This window comes from Falsiroseomonas stagni DSM 19981, from assembly GCF_900114315.1.
GTDB lineage: Bacteria > Pseudomonadota > Alphaproteobacteria > Acetobacterales > Acetobacteraceae > Falsiroseomonas > Falsiroseomonas stagni.
Genome location: NZ_FOSQ01000003.1, coordinates 369,798 through 392,193, shown reverse-complemented (window position 1 = coordinate 392,193; position 22,396 = coordinate 369,798). Strand labels below are relative to the sequence as shown.

At 72.5% G+C, this 22,396-nt stretch carries 19 protein-coding genes and 1 tRNA gene; 5 read left to right on the top strand and 15 right to left on the bottom strand.

The window, feature by feature from the left end:
* The first annotated feature begins 42 nt into the window (after positions 1 to 42).
* The 3 genes from accD to BM041_RS12115 all read left to right on the top strand — a co-directional run bounded on the left by accD (position 43) and on the right by BM041_RS12115 (position 4,063).
* Positions 43 to 969: an acetyl-CoA carboxylase, carboxyltransferase subunit beta gene (gene accD / locus BM041_RS12125; protein ID WP_092959697.1), complete on the top strand. Its 927-nt coding sequence runs from the start codon at positions 43 to 45 to the stop codon at positions 967 to 969.
* On the top strand, positions 966 to 2,279 hold the full coding sequence (locus BM041_RS12120) for a bifunctional folylpolyglutamate synthase/dihydrofolate synthase (RefSeq protein WP_245762045.1): 1,314 nt from the start codon (positions 966 to 968) through the stop codon (positions 2,277 to 2,279). The genes accD and BM041_RS12120 overlap by 4 nt, the downstream gene beginning before the upstream one ends.
* A gap of 89 nt (positions 2,280 to 2,368) precedes the next feature.
* On the top strand, positions 2,369 to 4,063 hold the full coding sequence (locus tag BM041_RS12115; protein WP_092959695.1) for a solute carrier family 23 protein: 1,695 nt from the start codon (positions 2,369 to 2,371) through the stop codon (positions 4,061 to 4,063).
* 15 nt (positions 4,064 to 4,078) lie between these two features.
* Here the strand turns inward: BM041_RS12115 and BM041_RS12110 are convergent, their stop codons facing one another.
* From BM041_RS12110 to tsaE, 7 genes are all read right to left on the bottom strand, one after another.
* On the bottom strand, positions 4,079 to 5,209 hold the full coding sequence (locus BM041_RS12110; protein WP_217648699.1) for a PQQ-dependent sugar dehydrogenase: 1,131 nt from the start codon (positions 5,207 to 5,209) through the stop codon (positions 4,079 to 4,081).
* A 100-nt stretch (positions 5,210 to 5,309) separates the two neighbouring features.
* Positions 5,310 to 5,639: a thioredoxin TrxA gene (trxA, locus tag BM041_RS12105; protein ID WP_092959691.1), complete on the bottom strand. Its 330-nt coding sequence runs from the start codon at positions 5,637 to 5,639 to the stop codon at positions 5,310 to 5,312.
* Positions 5,640 to 5,744: 105 nt separating this feature from the next.
* Entirely contained in the window at positions 5,745 to 9,248 is a 3,504-nt protein-coding gene (gene addA / locus BM041_RS12100) for a double-strand break repair helicase AddA (protein ID WP_092959689.1), read from the bottom strand.
* 130 nt (positions 9,249 to 9,378) lie between these two features.
* Positions 9,379 to 12,438: a double-strand break repair protein AddB gene (addB, locus tag BM041_RS12095; RefSeq protein WP_092959687.1), complete on the bottom strand. Its 3,060-nt coding sequence runs from the start codon at positions 12,436 to 12,438 to the stop codon at positions 9,379 to 9,381.
* Positions 12,438 to 13,166 (bottom strand): nucleotidyltransferase family protein, encoded by a 729-nt coding sequence (locus BM041_RS12090; RefSeq protein ID WP_092959685.1) that lies wholly within the window; start codon positions 13,164 to 13,166, stop codon positions 12,438 to 12,440. The genes addB and BM041_RS12090 overlap by 1 nt, the downstream gene beginning before the upstream one ends.
* Positions 13,163 to 14,164, bottom strand: a complete 1,002-nt coding sequence (locus BM041_RS12085) for an aminoglycoside phosphotransferase family protein (RefSeq protein WP_245762044.1) — start codon at positions 14,162 to 14,164, stop codon at positions 13,163 to 13,165. Before BM041_RS12085 ends, BM041_RS12090 begins: the two co-directional genes overlap by 4 nt.
* A complete protein-coding gene (tsaE, locus tag BM041_RS12080; RefSeq protein WP_092959683.1) occupies positions 14,161 to 14,613 on the bottom strand; it encodes a tRNA (adenosine(37)-N6)-threonylcarbamoyltransferase complex ATPase subunit type 1 TsaE in 453 nt (150 codons plus the stop codon). Before tsaE ends, BM041_RS12085 begins: the two co-directional genes overlap by 4 nt.
* A 130-nt stretch (positions 14,614 to 14,743) precedes the next feature.
* On the opposite strand from tsaE, the gene BM041_RS12075 reads away from it, so the two are divergent.
* Positions 14,744 to 15,763: an NAD(P)/FAD-dependent oxidoreductase gene (locus BM041_RS12075; protein WP_092959878.1), complete on the top strand. Its 1,020-nt coding sequence runs from the start codon at positions 14,744 to 14,746 to the stop codon at positions 15,761 to 15,763.
* 237 nt (positions 15,764 to 16,000) lie between these two features.
* On the opposite strand, the gene trpA is transcribed toward BM041_RS12075, so the two are convergent.
* From trpA to gtdA, 8 genes are all read right to left on the bottom strand, one after another.
* Entirely contained in the window at positions 16,001 to 16,834 is an 834-nt protein-coding gene (trpA, locus tag BM041_RS12070) for a tryptophan synthase subunit alpha (protein WP_092959681.1), read from the bottom strand.
* Between the two features lies 1 nt (position 16,835).
* Positions 16,836 to 18,074, bottom strand: a complete 1,239-nt coding sequence (gene trpB, locus BM041_RS12065) for a tryptophan synthase subunit beta (protein ID WP_092959876.1) — start codon at positions 18,072 to 18,074, stop codon at positions 16,836 to 16,838.
* A gap of 80 nt (positions 18,075 to 18,154) precedes the next feature.
* Positions 18,155 to 18,730 (bottom strand): GNAT family N-acetyltransferase, encoded by a 576-nt coding sequence (locus tag BM041_RS12060; RefSeq protein WP_139226033.1) that lies wholly within the window; start codon positions 18,728 to 18,730, stop codon positions 18,155 to 18,157.
* Positions 18,727 to 19,356, bottom strand: a complete 630-nt coding sequence (locus BM041_RS12055; protein ID WP_092959677.1) for a phosphoribosylanthranilate isomerase — start codon at positions 19,354 to 19,356, stop codon at positions 18,727 to 18,729. The genes BM041_RS12060 and BM041_RS12055 overlap by 4 nt, the downstream gene beginning before the upstream one ends.
* A gap of 8 nt (positions 19,357 to 19,364) precedes the next feature.
* The gene (pyrF, locus tag BM041_RS12050) at positions 19,365 to 20,078 is read right to left on the bottom strand and encodes an orotidine-5'-phosphate decarboxylase (protein ID WP_092959675.1); all 714 of its coding nucleotides are present in this window, start codon (positions 20,076 to 20,078) and stop codon (positions 19,365 to 19,367) included.
* 2 nt (positions 20,079 to 20,080) lie between these two features.
* Positions 20,081 to 20,404: a LapA family protein gene (locus BM041_RS12045; protein WP_175533886.1), complete on the bottom strand. Its 324-nt coding sequence runs from the start codon at positions 20,402 to 20,404 to the stop codon at positions 20,081 to 20,083.
* 79 nt (positions 20,405 to 20,483) lie between these two features.
* Positions 20,484 to 20,831 (bottom strand): hypothetical protein, encoded by a 348-nt coding sequence (locus tag BM041_RS12040; RefSeq protein ID WP_092959671.1) that lies wholly within the window; start codon positions 20,829 to 20,831, stop codon positions 20,484 to 20,486.
* A gap of 227 nt (positions 20,832 to 21,058) precedes the next feature.
* Positions 21,059 to 22,126, bottom strand: a complete 1,068-nt coding sequence (gtdA, locus tag BM041_RS12035) for a gentisate 1,2-dioxygenase (RefSeq protein WP_092959669.1) — start codon at positions 22,124 to 22,126, stop codon at positions 21,059 to 21,061.
* Positions 22,127 to 22,249: 123 nt separating this feature from the next.
* Between gtdA and BM041_RS12030 the strand changes: the two genes are divergently transcribed.
* Positions 22,250 to 22,326: transfer RNA gene (locus tag BM041_RS12030), tRNA-Arg, on the top strand.
* Positions 22,327 to 22,396: the final 70 nt, after the last annotated feature.

The following is a 22,396-nucleotide window of genomic DNA, read 5'->3' as shown; positions in this document are numbered from 1 at the left end:
GGGGACTGACCCGCGCGCCCGGCGCTTGAGGGCGTGAACAGAGTGAACTGGATCAGCGACTGGGCCCTGCCCAAGGTGAAGGCGATCTTCGGGGGAACCCGGGAAGTGCCGGACAACCTCTGGCACAAATGCCCGTCCTGCGAGCAGATGATCTTCCACCGCGACCTCGAGCGGAACCTGCATGTCTGCACCCATTGCGGGCACCACATGCGGATCTCCGCCAATGCCCGGGTGAAGGCCACGCTGGATGAGGGCTGGTCCCGGATCGAGCTGCCGAAGGCGCCGGCGGACCCGCTGCGCTTCCGCGACCAGCGGCGCTATGGCGACCGGCTGAAGGAAGCCCAGCAGAAGAACGCGATGGATGACGCAGTGCTGGTCGCCCAGGGCAGCATCGAGGGCCGCAAGGCCGTGGTCGCCGCCTTCGAATTCGCCTTCATGGGCGGGTCGATGGGCGCCGGAGTGGGCGAGGCGCTGGTCACGGCCGCCAAGCTGGCCGTGCTGCAGGACGCGCCGCTGATCGTCTTCACCGCCTCCGGCGGCGCGCGCATGCAGGAAGGCACGGTCAGCCTGATGCAGATGCCGCGCACCGTGATCGCGACGCGCATGGTGAAGGAAGCGGGCCTGCCCTTCATCGTCGTGATGTGCGACCCGACGACGGGCGGCGTCACCGCCAGCTTCGCCATGCTGGGCGACATCCACATCGCCGAGCCAGGCGCGCTGATCGGCTTCGCCGGCGCGCGCGTGATCGAGCAGACGGTGCGGGAGAAGCTGCCGGAGGGCTTCCAGCGCGCCGAATACCTGCTGCAGCACGGCATCCTCGACATGGTGGTGAAGCGGCATGACATGCGCGCGACCCTCGCCCGCGTGATCTCCCTGCTGCGGGAGCCGATGCCCCTGGTGACACCGACGCCCGACCTGCCCGCACTGCCCGCGCCCGATGCCCCGGCCGAGGCCGCCAGGCCGGCGTGAGCACCCTTCCCCCGTCGCGAAGCGAGGCCATCCCAGCCTCGCGCAGCGAAACGATCATCGACCGCCTGCACAAGCTGCACCCCGTGCTGATCGACCTCAGCCTGGGTCGGATGCGCGACTGCCTGGCGAAGCTCGGCCATCCCGAACGACGCCTGCCGCCGGTCATCCATGTCGCCGGCACCAACGGCAAGGGCAGCACGAGCGCCTTCCTGCGCGCGATTGCCGAGGCCGCTGGGCTGCGCGTGCATGTCTACACCTCCCCCCACCTGGTGCGGTTCCATGAGCGCATCCGCCTCGCCGGGGAACTCGTGAGCGAGGAGGCGCTGACCCAGGCGCTGGAGCATGTGGAGCGCGTCAATGCCGGCGCCCCCATCACGGTGTTCGAGGTGACGACCGCCGTCGCGCTGCACCTGTTCGCGACGGTGGAGGCCGACCTGCTGGTGCTGGAAGTCGGCCTCGGCGGGCGGTTCGACGCCACCAACGTCATCGACCCCGTCGCCACCGCGATCACGTCCATCTCGATGGACCACATGGATTTCCTCGGCGACACGCTCGAAAAAATCGCCTTCGAGAAGGCTGGGATCATCAAGCCCGGTGTGCCCTGCGCCACCGGCGCGCAGGCGCCGGGCGCACTTGCAGTGCTGCGCCAGGTCGCTGCCGACCAGGGCGCATCCCTGTTCGCTCGTGGCGATGCCTGGGACGTGGCGCGGCAGCCGGATGGGCGGCTGCGCTGGCGGGATGCGGCAGGCGTGCTGGACCTGCCGCCGCCGGCGCTGGCCGGGCCGCACCAGGCGGACAATGCCGGCATCGCCATCGCAACCCTGCGGGCCTGGAACCCCGCCTGGCTGACGGAAGCGGCGATCGCCCGCGGCCTCGCCACCGCCACCTGGCCCGCGCGGATGCAGCGGCTGACCGGGCGGCTCGCGGCGCTGCTGCCGGATGGCTGGGAGTTGTGGCTGGATGGCGGGCATAATGCCGGCGCCGGCGTGGTGATCGGCGAACACCTCCGCACCGCCTTCGCGGACCGGCCCTGCCATCTGCTGGTGGGTATGAAGGGGTCGAAGCAGGCGGCGGAGTTCCTGGCGCCGCTGATCCCCGCCGCCACCTCCATCCAGGCCATCGCGGAACCCGGCCAGCATTTGGCCATGCCGATCGAGGCCATCATTGCCGCCAGCGGCGGCACCGCGACCGCCGGCGGCACGGTGGAACAGGCGCTGGCCCGGCTGCCACAGGATGGCCCGCCGGCCCGCGTGCTGATCTGCGGCAGCCTCTACCTCGCGGGCGAGGTGCTGAAGCTCGAGCAGAGCTGATTTTCCGCTGACCTTGATCCTGGCACGGACCGTTTGACGCCACCCGGCAAGGGTGCGATGTGCCGACACCAACGGGGAGCGGGCGGGGGATGACCACGGGTAGCAGGCCGTCCTGGACGCTCGCCTCCGCGCCGCCGGCCTCGGTCATCTGGCCCGCCGCGTTGCAGCATGTCGGGCTTGGCGCGGTCACGCTGGTCTTCCCTCGGGTGGTGGCGGAAGCGGCGGGGGCGGATGACGCCACGCTCACCAACTACATCGCGCTGGCCATGATCGCGCTTGGCGTTTCGACGCTGCTGCAGGCCTGGGGGCAGCGGGGCATCGGGTCCGGCTTCCTGCTGCCGGCTGTCTTCACCGCGGTGTACCTGCCGCCATCGCTGGTGGCGGCCCAGATGGGCGGCCTTGGCGCCGTCGCCGGGCTGACGCTGGCGGCGGGGATCACGCAGGTCGGGCTGTCGTTCCTGGTGCAGCGGTTGCGGCCCTATCTGCCGACGGAGCTCGCGGGGCTGGTCGTGCTGATGATCGGCCTGGTGCTGGGGCTGCTCGGGCTGCGGCTGATGACGGGGTTCGGGCCGGGCGCCCGCAACCCCGCGCATGATCTGGTGGCACCGGCCATCACCATCCTGGTCATCATCGTGCTGACGGTCTGGGGCGGGGCGCGGTGGCGGCCGGTGGCGGTGCTGGCGGGGCTGGGCGCGGGGGTGGTGGCGCATCTCCTCGACATCGCGCTGGTTCAGCATCACGTGCCAGACGTGGCGCAGGCCGTGCAGTGGCCGCACTGGCCCATCGCCATGCCGTCCTTGCCCTTGGCGCTGCTGCCGGGGGTGCTGGTTGGGGCGCTGGCCTGCCTGGTGCGCGCTTCCGGCGACATCGTGGCCTGCCAGCGCGCGAACGACCCGGGCTGGAAGCGGCCGGATTTCGGGTCCATCCGTGCGGGCGTGCTGGCCGATGGGCTCGGCACCGTCATGGCCGGCGTCATCGGCGTGCCGGGGACCAACACCTATACGGCCAGCGTCGGCCTTGCCATCGCCAGCGGCGTCATGGCGCGGCGGGTCGCGATCGCGGTCGGCGTGCTGTGGATCACGCTCGGCCTGGTGCCGGGGGCGCCGGCGCTGGTGCTGGCGGTGCCGCGGGGTGTGCTGGGGGCGGCGCTGTTCTTCGCGGCCGCCTTCATCGTCGTCACCGGCATGGGGATCGTGGTGCAGCGGGCGCTGGATGCGCGGCGCAGCCTGGTGGTGGGTGCGGCCTTTGTGGTCGGCGTGTCCTATGACGCCACGCCGCAACTCTTCGTCTCGCTGCCCGATAGCGCGCGCATGCTGCTGACCTCCTCCCTCGTGCTGGGGCTGATCGTCGGCCTGGTGCTGAACGCCGCCTTCCGCGCCGGCGCGACACGACAGCGGGAGGCGGTGTGGAGGCCGACGGAGGGCCATGAGGCGATGGAGGATTTCGCCACCGATGCCGGCAGCGCCTGGGGTGCGCGGGCGGAGGTGGTGGCCCGGCTACGAGGAGCTATGGAGGAGGCGGCCGGGCTGCTGACCCGCCAGGCCGATCCCGGCACGGTGGTCGCGCTCACGGGGCGCTTCGACGAGTTCAACCTGGATGTGACGCTCCGCTGGCATGGGCGGTCGTTGCGGGAGGACGCCGCGCCGCTGTTGTCGGCAGAGGCGGACGGGGAGGAAGTGGCGACGCGCCTTGCCGCGCTGCTGCTCTGGCATGCCGCCGACCGCGTGGCGGAATCGCGCTTGCCCGATGGGCGCCGCGAACTCCGCCTGCATTACGACCACTGAAGACGACCGCTGACCTCAGGCCGGGCTGAGGCGCAGGATCCGCCCGCGCGCCTCATCCGTCAGCACCAGCAGCGCGCCATCGGCGGCGACCACGACCTGGCGCATGCGGATGCGGCGATCGAACAGCAGGCGTTCCTCCGCCACCACGCGGTCGCCCTCCGTCTGCAGCCGCACCAGGCCGGGCGGGTTGAGGGCCGCGACGAAGAGGCTGCGGGACCAGCCCGGGAAGGCGCCGCCGGTGTAGAAGCCGATGCCGGAGGGGCTGACCGAGGGCGTCCAGAAATGCAGCGGCGCCTCGATCCCCTCCGCGAGTTTCTGGCCGGTGCCGATGGGGCTGCCATTGTAGTCCACGCCATGGCTGACGACGGGCCAGCCGTAGTTGAGGCCGGGGCGGACGATGTTCACCTCATCCCCGCCGCGGGCGCCGAATTCCGCCTGCCACAGGCTGCCGGTCCAGGGGTTGAAGGCGAGCCCCTGGGGGTTGCGGTGGCCATAGGAAAAAATCTCCGCCCGCGCCTCGGCCCGGCCGAGGAAGGGGTTGCCGGCGGCCGGGCTGCCATCCCGTTCCAGCCGCAGCACCTTGCCCGCCAGATCGTCCAGGCGCTGGGACCGCATCTTGTCGTTCTGGCGGTCCCCGGTGGAGAGATACAGGCGACCATCGGGGCCGAAGGCGATGCGGCTGCCATAGTGGTTGCGGCCGCTGGGCTGGGCGGGGGTCGCATCCAGGATCGGCGTCGCGCCCTCCAGCGCCGAGGCGTCGGCGGAGAGTCGCGCGCGGGTCAGGCGCGTCAGCGCGCCGCCCTGCACCAGCATGGCGTGGGAGAGGTAGACCTCCCGCGTCCGCGCGAAATCCGGGGCAAGGGCAACGTCCAGCAGCCCGCCCTGGCTGCGCGCCTCGACCTCCGGCACGCCAGCCAGCGGATTGGAAACCTGGCCGCCCGGCGTCACCACGCGGAGCCGCCCGGGCCGTTCTGTCACCAGCAATCGCCCATCCGGCAGCAGCGCGGCGCCCCAGGGGTGTTCCAGGCCGGTGGCGAGGGTGGTCAGCCGGAAGGCGGCGCGGTCCGACCGCACGAGATCGCCGGCCTGCGCGAGTGCCGGCAGGGGCAGGAGGGTGGAGGCGAGCAGCGTGCGGCGATCGATCATCGCCCGCATGTAGTCAGCCGCGGGGCGCCGGAAAGCGCCCCGCGGCTGGAATCAAGCCATCCCAGCTTGCTCGGATGTCATCCCAGCTCGCTGGGATACTTCATCCCAGCTTGCTGGCGACCCATTCCTTCATCGCCCCCTTGGGCAGCGCGCCGACCTTGGTGTCCACCGGCTTGCCGTCCTTGAACAGGATCATGGTCGGGATGCCGCGCACCGCGTAGTCGTTCGGCGTCATCGGGTTGTCGTCGATGTTGACCTTCGCGATGGTCAGCTTGCCTTCGTATTCCTTGGCGATCTCGTCCAGGATCGGCGCGACCATGCGGCAGGGGCCGCACCACTCGGCCCAGAAATCCACCAGCACGGGGCCGGGGGCTTCCAGCACGTCCTGCCGGAAGCTGTCGTCGGTCACGGCCTTGGTGAGTTCGCTCATCGGGGGTCGTCTCCAGCGCCGGGCGGGGGCCCGGCTGTTATATGGCAAGATCGTGGCGGGGTCGGCCGCGGTCAAGCAAGCGCCGCGTGAGGCGCATGCGTGGCGTCATGCGCCCGGCGCATGCCGATCCAGCAACTCGTTCGGCAGCGGCATGAGTCGCGCGCCATAGGTCCAGACCAGCACGCAATCCACCGCCCGCCCGGGGAAGGCGCGGGCCAGGACGGCGCGGTAGGCCGCCATCTGGCGGAGGTAGAGGCGCGGCACCGAGTCGACCGTGACCGGCGGGGGGCGGTTGGTCTTGTAGTCCAGCACCAGCACCCGGCCGGGCGTGACCAGCAGCCGGTCCACCTGGCCGCTGACCAGCAGATCGCCCACCTGGCCGGCGATGGGCGCCTCCGCCAGGCTGCCGGGGCCGAAGGCGGCGGCGATGCCGGGGGCTTCCAGCAGGGCCATCACCTCCGCCAGCGTCTCCGCCTGCTCCGCGGCGTCCAGCCCGTGGCCGGGCCGGGCCAGGAAGGCGCGGCCGGCGGCTTCGCGCAGGGCGGGGTCCTGCTCGGGCAGATGCTGCAGCAGGGCGTGCACGATGCGGCCGCGGCGGAAGCGACGCCCGGTGGGGTCCGCGGCGCCATGCGGGGCGGCGGCGGGGCCACCCTCATTCTCCCCCTCATTCTCCCCTGGCACGGCGGAGGGCGCGAGGGCATCCACCACCCCCTCCGGCGGCGCCGGGGTGCGGGCCCAGGCGGGCAGGTCGGCCGCGGCGGGGGGCGGGGCGTCGCGCCCATCGGGCACGGCGGCGGTTTCCTGCGGCGCGGAGAGGGCCAGGGCCTCCCCCGCCGCGAAGCGGCATCCGGCGGGGGCGCCGAAGGCCTCGGGGTCGAAGGGCTCCGCCACCGCGGCGTCGAGCCGGGAGAACCCGCGGGCGACCAGGTCGTACCAGGTGCCTTCCTTCCAGGGCGCGTCCTTGGGTCGCTTCTTCTGCCAGCCGCAGACCAGCAGCCGGTCCTCCGCCCGGGTCAGCGCGACATAGAGAAGGCGGTGCTCCTCCTCCGCCCGCGCCTGCTTCTCCGCGGCCAGCAGGGCGGTATAGGCGGGGGCGTGGTGGTCGCGGTTTGGCGCCCAGAGCGGCAGGGGCACGCCCTCCGCCGGCTCATGCCAGCGGACATCGGCATTGTCCCGGCCGCCGCCCATCGTGTCCGGCAGGATCACCACGGGCGCCTGCAACCCCTTGGCGCCGTGGACGGTCATGATGCGGACGGCATCGCCCGCGCCTTCCTGTTCGCGCTTCACCTCCGCGCCGCCGCGCCGCAGCCAGCCCACGAAATGCTGGAGGCTGGGCGGGTGGCGGCTGCCATGGTCCAGCGCGGCGTTGAGGAATTCATCCACGGGGTCGGCGGCATCGGGGCCGAGGCGCTTCAGCAGCCTCTCCCGCCCCCGATGCTCGCCCAGCACTTCGGCGAAGAGGGCGTGCGGCGTGACCAGGTCGGCGCGCGCCATCAGCCCCGCGATCCAGTCGGCGGCCTTGCCTTCCGGCGTCGCGGCGCCGCGCGCCTTCTGCAGCACGGCCCAGAGGCTGGTGGTGCGGCCATGGGCGAGGGCAAAGAGCTGGTCCTCATCGAGCCCGATGAGCGGCGATTTCAGCAGCGCGGCGAGCTGAAGGTCGTCATCCGGCAGCAGCAGGACATCGGCCAGCGCCAGCAGGTCCTGCACCGCGATCTGCTCGATCAGCCGGATGCGGTCGGCGCCGCCGACGGGCACGCCGCGTTCCTTCAGCGCGCGGACCAGGCGCGGCAGCAGCCCGCCGGAGCGCTTGCGCAGCAGCACCAGGATGTCGCCCGCGCGGATCGGGCGGCCGCGGCTTTCCAGCGGCGCGCGGCTGCGGATCCAATGCGCGATGCGCGCGGCGATCGCCTCCGCCAGCAGGGCATCGGCGCCGGTGGCCTGGGCGGGGGCCTCGGGCACTTCCCAGGGCGGCGGCGGTTCGGTGGGGGCCGCTTCCAGCATGGGCCAGAGCTCGACCCGCCCGGCATGGCCGGCGCGGTCGGGCCGGTGCAGCAAGTCCTCGCCTGGGTTCACCACGCCGTCGCGCGCCTCGCCATCCGCGAAGACGGCGTCCACCAGGGCCAGCACCGGCGCGGTGGAGCGGAAGGAGACCTTGAGCTGCACGTCGCGCAGCGCATCACCGAGGGCGGCGATGCGCCGCCCGAAATGCCCCTTCCACCGCGCGAAGCCCGCGGCATCCGCGCCCTGGAAGCCGTAGATGGACTGCTTGATGTCGCCCACCGCGAAGACCGTGCGCGGCACCGCCGGTTCGTCGCGCGGCTTCTCCCGCCCGGCGCCGGCGAAGAACTCCTCCGTCAGCGCGGCGGCGATGCCCCATTGCGCGGGGTTGCTGTCCTGCGCCTCGTCCAGCAGTACGTGGTCCAGGCCGCCATCCAGCTTGAACAGCACCCAGGCACTGCCGGGGTCCTGCAGCACGCGCTGGGCGGACAGGATCAGATCGTCGTAATCCATCAGCCCGCGCGCCTGCTTGCGGGCGGCGTAGCCGGCCAGGACCGGCGCGCCGAGCGCGAGCAGCGCGCGCGTGGCGGCCAGCAGGCGGCAGGCGCGGCGACTGCCCTCCACCGCCGCCACCCGCTCACCCTCCCGCGCCAGGATCGCGGCGCATTCGCCCTGGCGGGGGCCGACCTGCTTGGTCGCCATGGATTTGCGGGGCGTGCCCTCCTTCGTCAGGAAGATCTCCACCCATTCCGCCCAGCGCGCCACGCGATGCGCGGGGTGGAGTTCCAGCCAGGTGAGGATGCGCAAGCCCCGCGCCTGGTCATTCTCGTTCCGGCTGGACTGGAGCAGGCGCGCGGCCATGACCGCATCGCGGTCCGCCTGCTCCGCCGCGTCGGAGACGAGCGTCGCCTCATGCGCGCCCTCGGGCAGGCCGAGATGCGTGGCGATGGCGGCGCAGAGGCCCTCCAGCGACCCGGTGCCGCGCAAAGCGGCGGAGAGGCGTTCGCGGTCCCCGTCCAGCGCCTGCACCAGGCGGGCGAAGGATTCGGGCGGCACCAGGCTGGCCAGGGCCTCCAGCGCCTCACGCGGCGTCATCGGCCCGGCGAGCACGGCCTCCCGCGCCTCGGCCAGCAGGGTGCGGGCATCGGCGTCCTCCACCACGCCGAATTGCGGGGCGAGGCCGGCCTCCAGCGGGAAGGCGCGCAGCAGGGACTGGCAGAAGGCGTGGATGGTGCTGATGCGCATGCCGCCCGGCAATTCCAGCACGCGGCAGAACAGGGCGCGGGCCGTATCCAAATCGTCGCGCGTTGGCGCGCGGCCCAGCAGGCGCGCCAGGCGATCCGCCAGGCGGGATTCCGGTTCCACCGCCCAGCGGCCGAGCTCGCGGGCCAGCCGCGTCGCCATCTCCGCCGCCGCGGCCTTGGTGAAGGTGAGGCAAAGGATGCTGGCGGGGCGCGTGCCGGGGGCGAGCAGCAGGCGCAGCACGCGGTCGGTCAGCACCTTGGTCTTGCCGGAACCGGCGGAGGCGCCGACCCAGGCGGAGGAGGCGGGGTCGGAAGCGCGGCCCTGCTCGAACTCGGCTTCCTGGCGGGGGGTAAGGGGGAGGTTCATGGGCGGGACAGTCGTGGGGAAGGCGCTGCCTTCCCCACACCCCATCCGCCAGGGCCGAACCGGCCCTGGACCGTCGTCAATGGGCATATCGGGGGGAGCAGCGCTCCCCCCGGGCAACCTCGGCGCCCCCTCATTCCTCCCCCTCCGCATCCGCCCATTCCGCGACGCGGGAGAGTTGGTCGTAGTCATCGCCCTTGGTGCTGCGCGCGGGATGCGGCCGCGCCGTGAAAGGGACGTCGCCCAGCAGGAAACGGTCCACCAGCAGGCCGAGGCGATCCAGCGCATCCTCCGCGGCGGATTCGACCTCCTCCGGCTCCGTGATCATCGCCTTGACCTCGCCGGCGGTCTCCCCGCCCGAGAGCTTCCAGTAGGTCAGCGCCCGCACGGGGCTGTCCGGCACGCCCTGGATGGCGCCGCGCCAGGCCATGGCGGCCTCCAGCGGCAATTGCGGCGCGGTGCCGTCCACGAGATCCTCGGTGCTGGGCAGGGTGCCGGTCTTGTAGTCCAGCACCGCCAGCGTCCCGTCGCCCAGCTGGTCCACGCGATCGGCGCGCGCCTTCAACACCACCTTGCCGCGCGGGCGCGGCAGGTCGAGGCGCCCTTCCCGCTCCACCCAGCTCTGCCGGATATGGCCGTCCCGGCGCATGTCGCGCTCCATCTCGATCACGAAGGCACCGATGCGCGCCAGGCGCGGGCGCCAGAAGGCGGCGAGCGCGGGGCGCGGGCCCTGTGCGGCAAGGGCTTCCTCGGCCGCCTCCGCCCAGATCGCGCGGGCGGCGTCATCCCCCGGCCAGCCCGCCCGCGCGGTGGAGACATCGCGGACGAAACGGGCGAGCGCGGCATGGACGATGATGCCGTAGTCCAGCGCGCCGACATCGGCATCCAGCGGGTCGAGCTTTCTCAAGCCCAGCACCCGCCTGGCGTAGAAGGCGTAGGGGTCGGCGAGCAGGGTCGCGACTTCCGTCACGCTGATCTCCCGCGGCCGCAGCGCGGCGGGCGGGCAGGGCGAGGGGCGGCGCAGAGGCAGGATCTCGGCGGGCTGGTCGAGCGCGGCGGCCATGCGGGCGGCCTGGCTTTCCGGCAGCTTGAGGTCCTGGCCGGACAGGAAGGTTTCGAGGCGCGTGATCCAACGCGCAGGCACCGTCGGCGCCCCCCCCCGGCGTGCCGCACGGGACAGCACCGCATCCGGCGCGGCGCAGGCGAACAGGAAAAAATCCATGCAGACGCGGCCGATGCGGGCCTCGGGTTCGGGCAGGCCGAACTGGGCGCGCATGGGGCGGCTCATCCAGGGGCCGGGATCGGTCGCCAGCGGCCATACCGTCTCGTCCAACGCGCCCAGCACCACGCGGTCGAAGGCCAGCAGCCGGGCTTCCAGCAGGCCGAGGATTTCCACCCGCGGATGGGCGCCGGCATCGCGGCCGGCCTGGGCGCGGACGGATCGCGCGGCGATGCCCTCGATCGCGGCATCGAACAGCGCCGGCCAGGCGCCGGGGTCGAGCGGCGGGAGGCGTGCCATGGCGGGAGCGAGGTCGGCGAGGTGGGAGGCCAGGACCTCCCCCTCCTCCGCCGCGTAGAGGCGCAGCCCGCCCGGCGCCTCCGGCGTGGTCGCCAGGGCTTCCGCCGCCGCCAGATGGGCAGCGAGCAGGTCGGCGGGCGGCCGGGGCGCGCCGTGCAGCGACGCGAAATCGCCGAGCGACGCTTCGAGCGCGGCGTGCAGCGCAACGAGCTTCGGCTTGCTGGCGCCCTCCGACAGGGATTCGATGGCGGCGCGCAGCCCGGAAAGGCCGCCCTGGGGACGCGGCCCGCGCAGCACGCGGCGTTCCAGCAGCCGCACGGCATCGAGAAAATCCGCCCGCGCCATCCCCGCCGCGCAGATCGGGTGCTTGAGCAAAGCGAGGAGCGGAACCGGCGAAAGATCTTCCGCCACCGCGCGGGCCAGCATCCGCAGGAAGGTGCCGGTCGGCGTCTGGCCCAGCGGTTCGCCGGCGCTGTCATCGGCGATGATGCCGTGGCGGATCAGCTCGGCTGAGACGCGCCGCGCCAGGTCGCGGTCGGGGGTGATGAGGGCGGCGCGGGCGCCGGGCTTTTCCAGCGCCTCCCGCAGCAGCAGCGCGATGGCGGCGGCTTCCGTCTGCGCGTCGGGGGCGGCCAGAACCTGCAGGCCCTGCAGGCCCGGGCGCCAGGAATCGGGCGCGGGCACGGTCCAGGGCGCCATGCCGGCGGGCGGGCGGAGCGCCATTTCCAGCAGCGTCGGGCGCGCTTCCGGCACGGCGCGGGGCTGGTGCAGGCCGCAGCCGGGCCAGCGGCGGACCTGCCGCGCCTCCACGCCCATATCCGCCAGCAGCCGCGCCTGGCTGCAGAAGGGGTGGGTCGGCGCCTGCGACACCGCATCCCAGACCTGGCCGAGCGCCGCGCGGTCCAGCCCATGCAGCACCACGGCGCCGCGCGGCAGGGCGGCCACCACCTTCAGCAACTCGACCGCCGCCGGGATGGTGCCGCCGACGCCGATGCCGGCGGCGATGATCGGCTCCTCCGGCGGCGCGCTGCGCCAGGCTTCCGTCTGGGCGCGGAGCGCGAGGACGCGGCGCAGCCCGATATCCAGCAGCCCCTCGCCCTCCAGCCACCCGGCCCAGGCGGTGGCGACGCCGCGGAGGAAGGTGGTGGTGATCTGCCAATGGGTCGCCTGTTCGCCGGGCACCAGGGCTTCGAGGCGTGCCAACCAGGCCTCGGCATAGGCCAGCGGGTTGCCCTGGCTGAGCAGATCGGGGTCCTTCTCCTCCAGCGCCACCTCATCGAACAGCCGCGCCATCTCGGCCGCCAGGCCCCAGGCCTGTTCGGGGGTGGCGGGGCCGCCATGGCGGGGCGGCAGGCGCATCACCATCCCCGTCAGCACGGCCTGCCGCGTCAGCGGCGCGACGGCGGGGGGGAGGTCCAGCAGCGCGGGCAAGGCGAGTTCGTCGGCATCCTCGGTCGAGAGCCCGGCCAGGGCGCGCATCCGCGGCAGCAGCAGGGCCCGGCCTTCCGCCGCGGCCAGGAAGGCATCGCGCAGGCCGCGGGCGGAACGGCGCGTGGGCAGCAGGATGGTGGCCCGCGCCAGGGCTTCCGGCGGCCGGTCCTTCAACGCATCCAGCACCCCCGCCGCGAGGCAGTCCAGGAAGGGCAGCTCGGCGGGGATGTCGTAGAGGTGCATCAGAACAACGCGGTGAGCATGCCCGCGCGCAGCATCGTCTCCGCCCGGTCCAGGTCGCGCGGTGTGGACAGGTGGAACCAGGCGCCATCATGCACCAGGCCGAACATGCGCCCTTCCTCGATCGCGCGGTCGAACAGGACGTTGAGGGAGAAGGGACCGGGCGGCGCCTCCCGGAACAGTCGCGGCGAGAGGATCTGCACGCCGGCGAAGAGGTAGGGGGAGATCTCCCGCTCCTTCGGCCGGCGCACGCGGCCGAGCGGGTCGAGCAGGAAGTCGCCGCGCCCGACCTCTCCATCCACCTGGGCGGTGCGGACCAGCAGCAGCAGCGCGTCCATCTCCGCACCGTCGAAGGCGGCGGCCAGGCGGTCCAGCGCCGGGGTCGGGCCATCCAGCCAGAAGGCATCGCCATTGATGACGGCGAAGGGGCTTTCGCCCAGATGCGGCAGCGCGTTGGTGATGCCGCCGCCGGTTTCCAGCAGCACATCCTCCCGCAGCACCAGGCGGCCGGGCGCGTCATGCGCCGCGACGGATTCCGCGACCTGGTCGGCGAAGTAATGCGCGTTCACGACGTGATGCGTGACACCAGCGGCGGCCAGGCGGTCCAGCGCATGGTGCAGCAGGCTGCGGCCTTCCAGCGGCAGCAGCGGCTTCGGGCGGTCATCCGTCAACGGCCGCATGCGGGTGCCGAGGCCGGCGGCGAGCACCATGGCGTGGGAGAGGGCGATCATGCCGTGGCGTCCTGAAGAACGAGGGGATTCTGTCGCATGGAAGGCGGCACATGCGCATCCAGGAAGTCGCGCAGCGGTGCCGTGGCGGGGTGGGAGAGCGCGCGGCCGAGCTGCGCCCAGCAGCGCGGCCCGTGCACCAGGTAATGCGGCTTCCCGTCCCGCCGCGCCAGCCGCACCCAGAGCGCCGCGACACGCAGATGCCGCTGCGCCGCGCAGGCGGCCATGGCAGCGCGGAAATCGCCCGCATCGAGGTCCGGCCGCAGCGCCAGGTAGCGCGCGATGCAGGCCGCCCTCAGCGCCGGGTCCACGTCCCGCCGGGCATCCTCGGTCAAGGAGACGAGGTCATAGGCGGGGTGGCCGATGGCGGCGTCCTGGAAATCGAGGATGCCGACATCAAGCGGCGCCTCGCGATTCGGCAGCGGCATGAGGTTGGCGGGGAAATAGTCGCGGTGGACGAAGCCGGTCCCCTGGAAGGGGGCCAGCATGGCGCGCATCGCGCCCTCGAACGCCGCGATGACGTCCGCGGTGGGCGCCGCGCCGAAAGTCGCCGGCCACCACCACTGAAGAAAAGTGGCGCCGGCGGTTTCCGTCATGCGGTCGATGCCCCAGGCGGGCAGGCCGTCCGGCGGGGGCACGGCGTGCAGGCGGGCCAGCGCGGCGGTGGCGGCCAGGTAATGGGGCGCCGGGTCATCGCCGGCATCCAGCAACTGCGCCACCGTGGCCGCGCCGAAATCCTCGACCAGGCAGAAGCCGCGCGTCACATCGGCCGCGATGATGTCCGGCGCCGAGAGCCCGGCATCGCGCAGATGGGCCGCGATGGCGAGGAAGGGGCGCAGATCCTCCTGCGGCGGCGGCGCGTCCATCAGCAGCACGGGGCGCGGGCCGCCGCGCAGCCTGGCGTAGCTGCGGAAGGAGGCATCGGCCGGCAGCGGCGCATAATCCGCCGCGCCATAGCCATGCTCCGCCAGGAAGGAAGCCGCTTCCGCCGCCCGCATCATGCCGTGAGGTCCTGCAGCCGCCCGTCCCATCCCGCCAACGTCGCCACGCGCGAATCCTCCGTGGCACCAGGCGCCAGGGTGATGACCAGGGCGTTGTCGGGCCGCCAATCGCCCAGGCGGTCGGGCCATTCCACGAGCACGATTCCCTCCCGCGCCTCCTCCCACCCCAGCTCCGCCAGGCCGCCGGGGCCATCGAGGCGCCAGAGGTCGAAGTGGAAGGCAGGGCCGGCGGGAAGGTCGTAGGACTGCACCAGGGTGAAGGTCGGCGATGGCACCTCCAGCGCCGGATCGCCGGATGCAGCGCGCAGGAAGGCACGGGCGAAGGCGGATTTGCCAGCGCCGAGCGGGCCTTCCAGCAGCACGGCGTCCCCGGGCCGGGCCAGCCGCGCCAGGCGGGCGGCCAGCGCGGCGGTGGCGCCTTCATCGGGGAGGAGCAGCGTGCGCGACATGCGGGGCCAATCTGCCCTCCCGCACCCCCCTGGCACAAGCGGACCCGTTCCCAATTTGATCCTGCGCTCTTGATCGGGCCGAGGGCTTCGGCCAAGGGGTGCGCGCGAGGATGGCATGGGGACGGATCGGATGACCGCAGTGGTCGAGACGGATGTGGCGATCATCGGCGCCGGGCCCGTGGGGCTGTTCGCGGTGTTCGAATGCGGGATGCTGCGGATGAAGACCGTGGTGATCGACGCGCTGGAGGAGATCGGCGGCCAATGCGCCGCGCTGTATCCGGAGAAGCCGATCTTCGACATCCCCGCCCATCCCGAGATCGCGGGCGCCGACCTCATCGCGCAACTCCACAAGCAATGCGCGCCCTTCAACCCGCTGCTGATGATGGGCCGCCGCGTCGATGCCCTGCGGCAGGAGGGCGATGGCTTCGTCCTCGCCACCAGCACGGGCGACACCATCCGCTGCAAGGCGGTGGTGGTGGCCGCCGGCGCCGGCGCCTTCGGCCCCAACCGCCCGCCCCTCGACCGCCTGGCCGAGTTCGAGGCCACGGGCGGCGTGCGCTACATGGTCAGCCGCCGCGAGGATTTCCGCGGCAAGCAGGTGGTGATCGCGGGCGGCGGCGACAGCGCGGTGGATTGGGCACTCAGCCTCAAGCAGATCGCCGCCAAGGTCACGGTGGTGCATCGCCGCGACAAGTTCCGCTGCGCGCCCGAAAGCGCGGCCCAACTCAAGCAGGCGGCCGAACGCGGCGAGATCGAGCTGGCGATTCCCTACCAGCTGCACGGGCTGGAAGGCGAAGGCGGCCAGCTCACCGGCGTGTCGCTCGCGACCCTTAAGGGGGAGGTGAAGACCGTGCCGGCGGACCACCTGCTGGCCTTCTTCGGGCTGTCCATGGAACTCGGCCCGATCGCGGATTGGGGGCTCGGGCTGGAACGCAGCCACATCGCCGTCACGCCCGCGACCTGCGAAACCACCATCCCCGGCATCCACGCCATCGGCGACATCGCGACCTACCCGGGCAAGTTGAAACTGATCCTGCAAGGCTTCTCCGAAGCCGCGATGGCCGCCCACGCCATCCACCCGCGGGTCTTCCCGGGCGAGGCGCTGCACTTCGAGTACAGCACGAGCAAGGGCCTGCCCGCCGCGGGCTGAGGGCGGCTGCGGTTGCCCGCGGGGGAACGCCGTTCCCCCGCACCCCCATGCCAAGGGGCAGCGGCCCCTTGGGAACCCATGAATTGATCGGCGGGTGGAGGGAGGGGCACCGAGCCCGCGCCGGACAAGCGCGCGTTCCAGGCCCCTCCCTTCACCCGCCGATAAAACCTCGCGGTCCAGGGTCCCGTTGGACCCTGGCAGGGGGTGCAGGGGGACAGCGTCCCCCTGCTGCTTGCCTCACGCCGCGACCTTCCGCGCCGCGCGCACGGCCTGCGCCAGGCCGCTGACCTGGCCAAGCACGTTCTTCACGGTGTCCGGGCCGGCGCGGCCTTCGCTGTCGAGGCTCGCCGCCAGCGTGTCCACGAGGGCCGTGCCGACCACGGCACCGTCCGCCGCCTGCGCCGCTTCCGCCGCCTGCGCGGGGCTGCGGATGCCGAAGCCGATCGCGACGGGCAGGTCGGTGTGGCGCTTGAGGTTCGCGATGGTCGGCGCCATGGACGCATAGTCCGCGCTGCGCGTGCCGGTGATGCCGGTGATGGCGACGTAGTAGATGAAGCCCGTGGTGGCCGCGAGAACCTTGGGCAGCCGCGCCTCGTCCGTGGTTGGGGCGATCAGGCGGATCAGGTCGAGGCCGTTGGCCGTTGCATGCGGCTCCACCTCATCCGCTTCCTCCGGCGGGACATCGACGATGATGAGGCCGTCGGCGCCGGCGGTGGCGGCATCCTTGCAGAAGGCTTCGACGCCGTAGGTGAGGATCGGGTTGTAGTAGCCCATCAGCACCACCGGGGTGGTGTCATCCAGCGTCCGCAGGCTGCGCACCAGGTCGAGCACGCCGGCCGCCGTGGCGCCGGCCTTCAGCGCGCGCTGCCCGGCCTTCTGGATCGACGGGCCATCGGCCATGGGATCCGTGAAGGGCACGCCCACTTCGATGACATCGGCGCCGGCGGCGGGCAGGCCGTGCAGGATGGCGCGGTAGGTCTCCCGGTCCGGATCGAAGGCCTGGAGGTAGGTGACGAGGGCACCGCGACCTTCCTGGCGGAGGGCGGCGAATTTGGCGGCGATGCGGCTCATCTCAGATGTTCTCGCCCAGGTGCTTCGCCACGGTGAAGATGTCCTTGTCCCCGCGGCCGCAGAGATTCATCAGCATGATGCTGTCGGCCGGCATCTCGGGCGCCGCCTTGATGACATGGGCCAGCGCATGCGCGGGCTCCAGCGCCGGGATGATGCCTTCCTGGCGGGAGCACAATTGAAAGGCTTCCAGCGCCTCGTCATCCGTCGCGCCCACGTATTGCACGCGGCCGATCTCATGCAGCCAGGAGTGTTCGGGGCCGACGCCGGGATAGTCGAGGCCGGCGGAGATGCTGTGCGCTTCCGTGATCTGGCCGTCGCCATCCTGCAGCAGGTAGGTGCGGTTGCCATGCAGCACACCGGGCCGGCCGCGGGAGAGCGCGGCGGCGTGTTCATGCGTGTCGAGGCCACGGCCCGCAGCTTCCACGCCGACCATCGCGACATCCTTGTCGTCGAGGAACGGATAAAACAGTCCCATGGCGTTGGAGCCACCGCCGACGGCGGCGACCAGCACATCCGGCAGGCGGCCTTCGGCTTCCAGCATCTGCGCGCGGGCTTCGGTGCCGATCACGCTCTGGAAGTCGCGCACCATGGCGGGATAGGGGTGGGGGCCGGCGACGGTGCCGATGCAGTAGTAGGTGTCGTGGACATTCGCGACCCAGTCGCGAAGGCCTTCGTTCATCGCATCCTTCAGCGTCGCGGCGCCGGAGGTGACGGGCACGATTTGCGCGCCCAGCAGCTTCATGCGGAAGACGTTGGGCTGCTGCCGCTCCACATCGGTGGCGCCCATGTAGACGACGCAGGGCAGGTCCATCAGCGCGCAGGCGGTGGCCGTCGCGACGCCGTGCTGGCCCGCACCCGTCTCCGCGATGATGCGCGTCTTGCCCATCTTCTTCGCCAGCAGGATCTGGCCGAGCACGGCGTTGATCTTGTGCGCACCGGTGTGGTTCAGCTCGTCCCGCTTGAAATACACCTTGGCACCCTTGCCGGGCGCCGCCTTCTTGCGGAGATGGGTCGTGAGGCGTTCCGCGTACCAGAGCGGGCTCGGCCGGCCGACGTAATGCGTGAGCAGCCGGCGCCATTCCGCCTGGAAGGCCGCGTCCTTCTTGGAGGCCTCGTAGGCGGCCTCGACCTCGAGGATCAGGGGCATCAGGGTCTCGGCGACGAAACGGCCACCGAATTCACCGAAGCGGCCGCGGCCGTCAGGACCCTGGCGAAGGGAATTGGGAAGGGGCTTGTTCACGGGCATTATTCCTGGGCGTCGGGCCGTCTTTAGCGCAGGGCGGCGGAAGGGTCACGGGCCCGGGGCGTCTCGCTTCGGCGTCAGATACCGCGGGCTTTCGCGGCGGCTGACGCCGAAGCGGGACCCGTGTGGTGATGAGGTGGGATGCAAGACAGATCGCGCCAGAGATAGGCGGTCTCGGAAACGGCTGTTTCGCGGTGGTAGCCGGTCTGGCTGATGCCTGGGACGGCGCCGGTGGCGGCATAGAAGGCGCGGGCCTGGTGATTGGCATCCAGCACCCAGGCGGCGGCGTCCGTGATGCCCGCCGCCATCAACCGCGCGGCGCCGGCCGCCAGCAAGGCGCGGCCGAGGCCGCGGCGCTGGGCCTGGCGCAGCAGGTAGAGGCCGGAGACCTCCCCCGCCGTGCCCAGGGCGGCGTCCCGCGCCCGGCAGACGCTGACGAAGCCGATGATGGCGCCCGCCTCCTCCGCCACCAACGTGCCGCCTTCCAGCAGCGGTTCGGCCAGGTTGCGCGCCCAGGCGGCGCGGCGGCGGGCGGGGTTCGTCATCTCCTCGAACAGCGCCGCGGGAACCAGGCCAGGGTAGGTTTCCGTCCAGGCGCGGGCGTGCATCTCCCCGATCGCGGGGGCGTCGGCGCGGGTCGCGGGCCGGATCACGCCGCCCGGGCGGCCGCCACGAAGGCGGCGACCCGCGCCGGGTCCTTCACACCGCGAGAGGCCTCGACGCCCGAGGATACGTCGACGCCGGGCGCGCCGGAGATGCGGATGGCCTCCGCCACATTGTCCGGGGTCAGCCCCCCGGCCAGCAGCCAGGGGCGGGGGATGGCGCGGCCGGCGGTCAGCGTCCAGTCGAAGGGGGCGGCATTGCCGCCGGGCAGCGGCGCGCCGGGCGGGGCCTTGGCGTCCAGCAGGAAGCGATCCACCACCGGGGCGTAGGCGGCCAGGGCATCGAGATCGGCGGCCGAGGCGATGCCGAGCGCCTTCATCACCGGCAGGCCGAAGCGGGCGCGGATCGCGGCGCAGCGATCGGGCGTCTCCTCCCCGTGCAATTGCAGGATATCGAGCGGCACGGCGGCCAGCGTCTCCGCCAACTGGTCATCCGTGGGATCGACGAAGAGGCCGACGCGCAGCGGCCCGCCGGAGACGGTGGCGGACAGCGCCGCGGCCCGCGCCGGCGTCACCGCGCGGGGCGAGGGCGGGAAGAAGACATAGCCGACCAGGTCGGCCCCCGCCGCCGCGCGCATCGCGGCTTCGTCGTTGATCCCGCAGATCTTCACCAGCATGGGGGTGCCTACCAGCCCAGCGCGGTGGCGATGCCCTGCGCCGCGGCGCCGGGGTCCGCGGCCTTGGTGATGGGGCGGCCGACCACCACCCAGGTCGCGCCCGCCGCGGCCATCGCCTCCGGCGTCGCGGTGCGGGCCTGGTCGTCGGCGACGCTGCCGACGGGGCGGATGCCCGGCACCACCAGGGCAGGCCCCTCCCCCAGTGCGTCCCGCAGGGCCGAGACCTCCCGCGGCGAGCACACCAGGCCATCGGCGCCGGCGGCGACCGCCAGGCGGCCGAGGCGCAGCACCTGCTGCATGGTGCCGCCGGCGACGCCGATGTCCGACAGAGTCGCGGCATCGATGCTGGTCAGCACCGTCACGGCCAGGATCCGGGGGCGATTGGCGCCGCCGGCCTTCTCCGCCGCCTCCCGCGCCGCCGCCACCATGGCGGCGCCGCCCGCGGCATGGATTGTGATCCAGGCGGCACCGAGCGGTGCCAGCGACCGGATCGCGCCGGCCACCGTGTTGGGGATGTCGTGCAGCTTGAGGTCGAGGAAGACCGGGCGATGCGCGGCGATCCGCCGCACCGCGGGCGCGCCCTCGGCCGAGAACAGCTCCAGCCCGACCTTCAGCAGCCCGGCGGAAGGTGCGACAGCTGCCGCCCAGGCCTCCGCCGTCGCCAGGTCAGGCGCATCCAGCGCGACGCAGAGGCCGCAGGGCGCGTTCCGGGTCGTGGCCATGGTCAGGCGGTCGGTGCGGGCAGGCGGCCGAGATCGGCATCCCGCCTCGCCTGTTCCTCCCGCGCCTTGTAGCCCGCGAGTTCGGCTTCCATCAGGCGGGCGGCGTTCTGGAGTTCCCGCGCCCGGCGCCGGGCCGGCAGCGCCGCCGCCCAGGCGATCGAGGCGCCCAGCAGGAAGCCCACGCCCGACAGCAGCAGCACGGCAAGGCCGAGCGGCGAGGCCCAGCCGATATCGAAGGGCCAGAGCCGCAGTTCCACCTCCTGCGTATTCGACAGGGCGAACAGGGCGATCAGGATCAGCAACGGCAGGAACAGGACCCAGCGCATGGCCATTCATTCTCCAGGCACGGGCCGTTCCTACGCGTCCCTGCGGCGGACGGGAAGCACCCCCGCCGCCCGGGCCACGTCACGCCGACATCAGCATGCCCTCGACCCGCGCCGCATCGTCGCGGGGGACCTGCAGGCGGAGTTCCAGCCCCTCGATCGCCGTGCAGTCGCGGTCGAGCGGCACGGAGCGGACCAGGTTCTCCAGCGCCAGCTTGGCGGATTCGGGATCGGGGAAGTGGCGGGTCAGGGTGACGGGGTGGGGCGTGTGGGTGCGCGTCGCCGCCATCATGTCTTCCGGCGACACGGCCCGGCTGCCCTGGGTGGTGCCGGAGGGCGCGTCACTGGCGGGGAAGCTGTCGATGCTGCCCTTGTCGACCTGGCGGTCGGCGGTTTCGGCGGGTTTCGCCCGCGGCGTGATGTCGGACATGGCGTGAGCCCTCGGCTGGCGGCCGCCGGACGGTCTCCGGCAGCCCTGGCCCTGGCAACGCGTCCGGGGCGCGCGGGGTTGCCGGGCCGCGTCGCGGCTTCAGCCGCGCTTTCCGCGTTGCGACTTCGGCCGCGCTTTCCGCATCGCGGCTTCGGCCGCGCTTTCCGCATCGCGGCTTCAGCCGTGCTTCCAACGTCGCGGCTTCGGCCGCGCCTGCCTCGACGCGGCTAGAGGCGCGCCTCCCGGTACAGGCCGAGCTTCTGCTGCGCGGCCGCGTCGGAATAGCCGAACAGCACCAGGTCGCTCTCGGCCGACAGGGTCAGGCTGGACCAGGAGGGGACGACCAGCAGGTCACGCTCCGCCAGCGCGAATGCCTGGTCGCCGATCCGGGCGGTGCCGTGGCCCTCCACCACGACCAGCACCATGGCGTCCGTCGACCGGCGCGGGCGGGTGGCGAAGCCGGCGGGCAGCAGCCGGACATGGGCGGCGATGGTCGGCATCACCGGCCCGCCATCCGCCGGGTTCACGAATTCGAGGGCATGGCCCAGATGCGGATCGGGATCGCCGGCGCGCGCCATGGCCGCCAGGCTGTCCCGCCATTCGGCATAGGGGTAGTGGAACATCGGCTGGTGCGCGGGCCGCCGCGCCGCGGCCGTGCCCGCGAAGGGCCGCAGGTTGCGGCCGTAGCGGGAGGCGGTGTCCCCCGCCGGCGCCGTCTCCGCATGCGCCATGGCACCATCGGGCAGGCGTTCGGCGAAGCTGGCGGCGAAGTGGCGCACCGTCGGGATGTCCAGCCCATCCAGCCAGATCATGGGCGCGGCGCTGGTGTTGCCGTGGTCATGCCACTGCCAATTGGGCGTCAGCACCAGGTCGAAGGGGCGCATCACCGCCTTCTCCCCATCCAGCGCCGTGAAGGCGCCGTCGCCCTCCATCACGAAGCGGAGAGCGCATTGGGTGTGGCGGTGGCAGGGCGCGACCTCCCCGGGCAGGATCAGCTGCAGCCCGGCATAGAGGCTGGTGGTGACGGAGGAGGAGGCCGGCAGGCCCGGATTCTCGAGGATCAGCACCCGGCGCTCCGCCTGTTCGGCGGAGATCAGGTCGCCCGCCCGCATCAGGTGGTCCCGCGCTTCCCCGTAGCGCCAGAGATGGGGGCGCACCGGGGAGGCCGGCGTCGGCGTGACCAGGGCCGCCAGCACTTCCCACAAGGGGAACAGGTGCTTGGGCGCCATCTCGGCGTACAGCGCCTGGAGCAGCGCCTTGGCGTCGTTCGTGCCGGTCGGCAGCGCGTCTGTCATGGGCCGGGACCCTCCCCTTCATTGCCGCGAAGGGTAGCCGAGGCAGGGCTTCTGGTGAAATGCCCGCGCATGGCGACGCCGGGGCTTCCTTCCGCCGCCGGCATTGGCTATGGAGGGGGTGCGGGACCCGTAGCTCAGCTGGATAGAGCGTTGCCCTCCGAAGGCAAAGGTCGTACGTTCGAATCGTATCGGGTCCGCCAATTTCTTTTAGTGGGTTAGTGGTACGCTGGGGTAGCGGTATTGCGCGCCGCTGGCTTCCTCCCCCGCCGC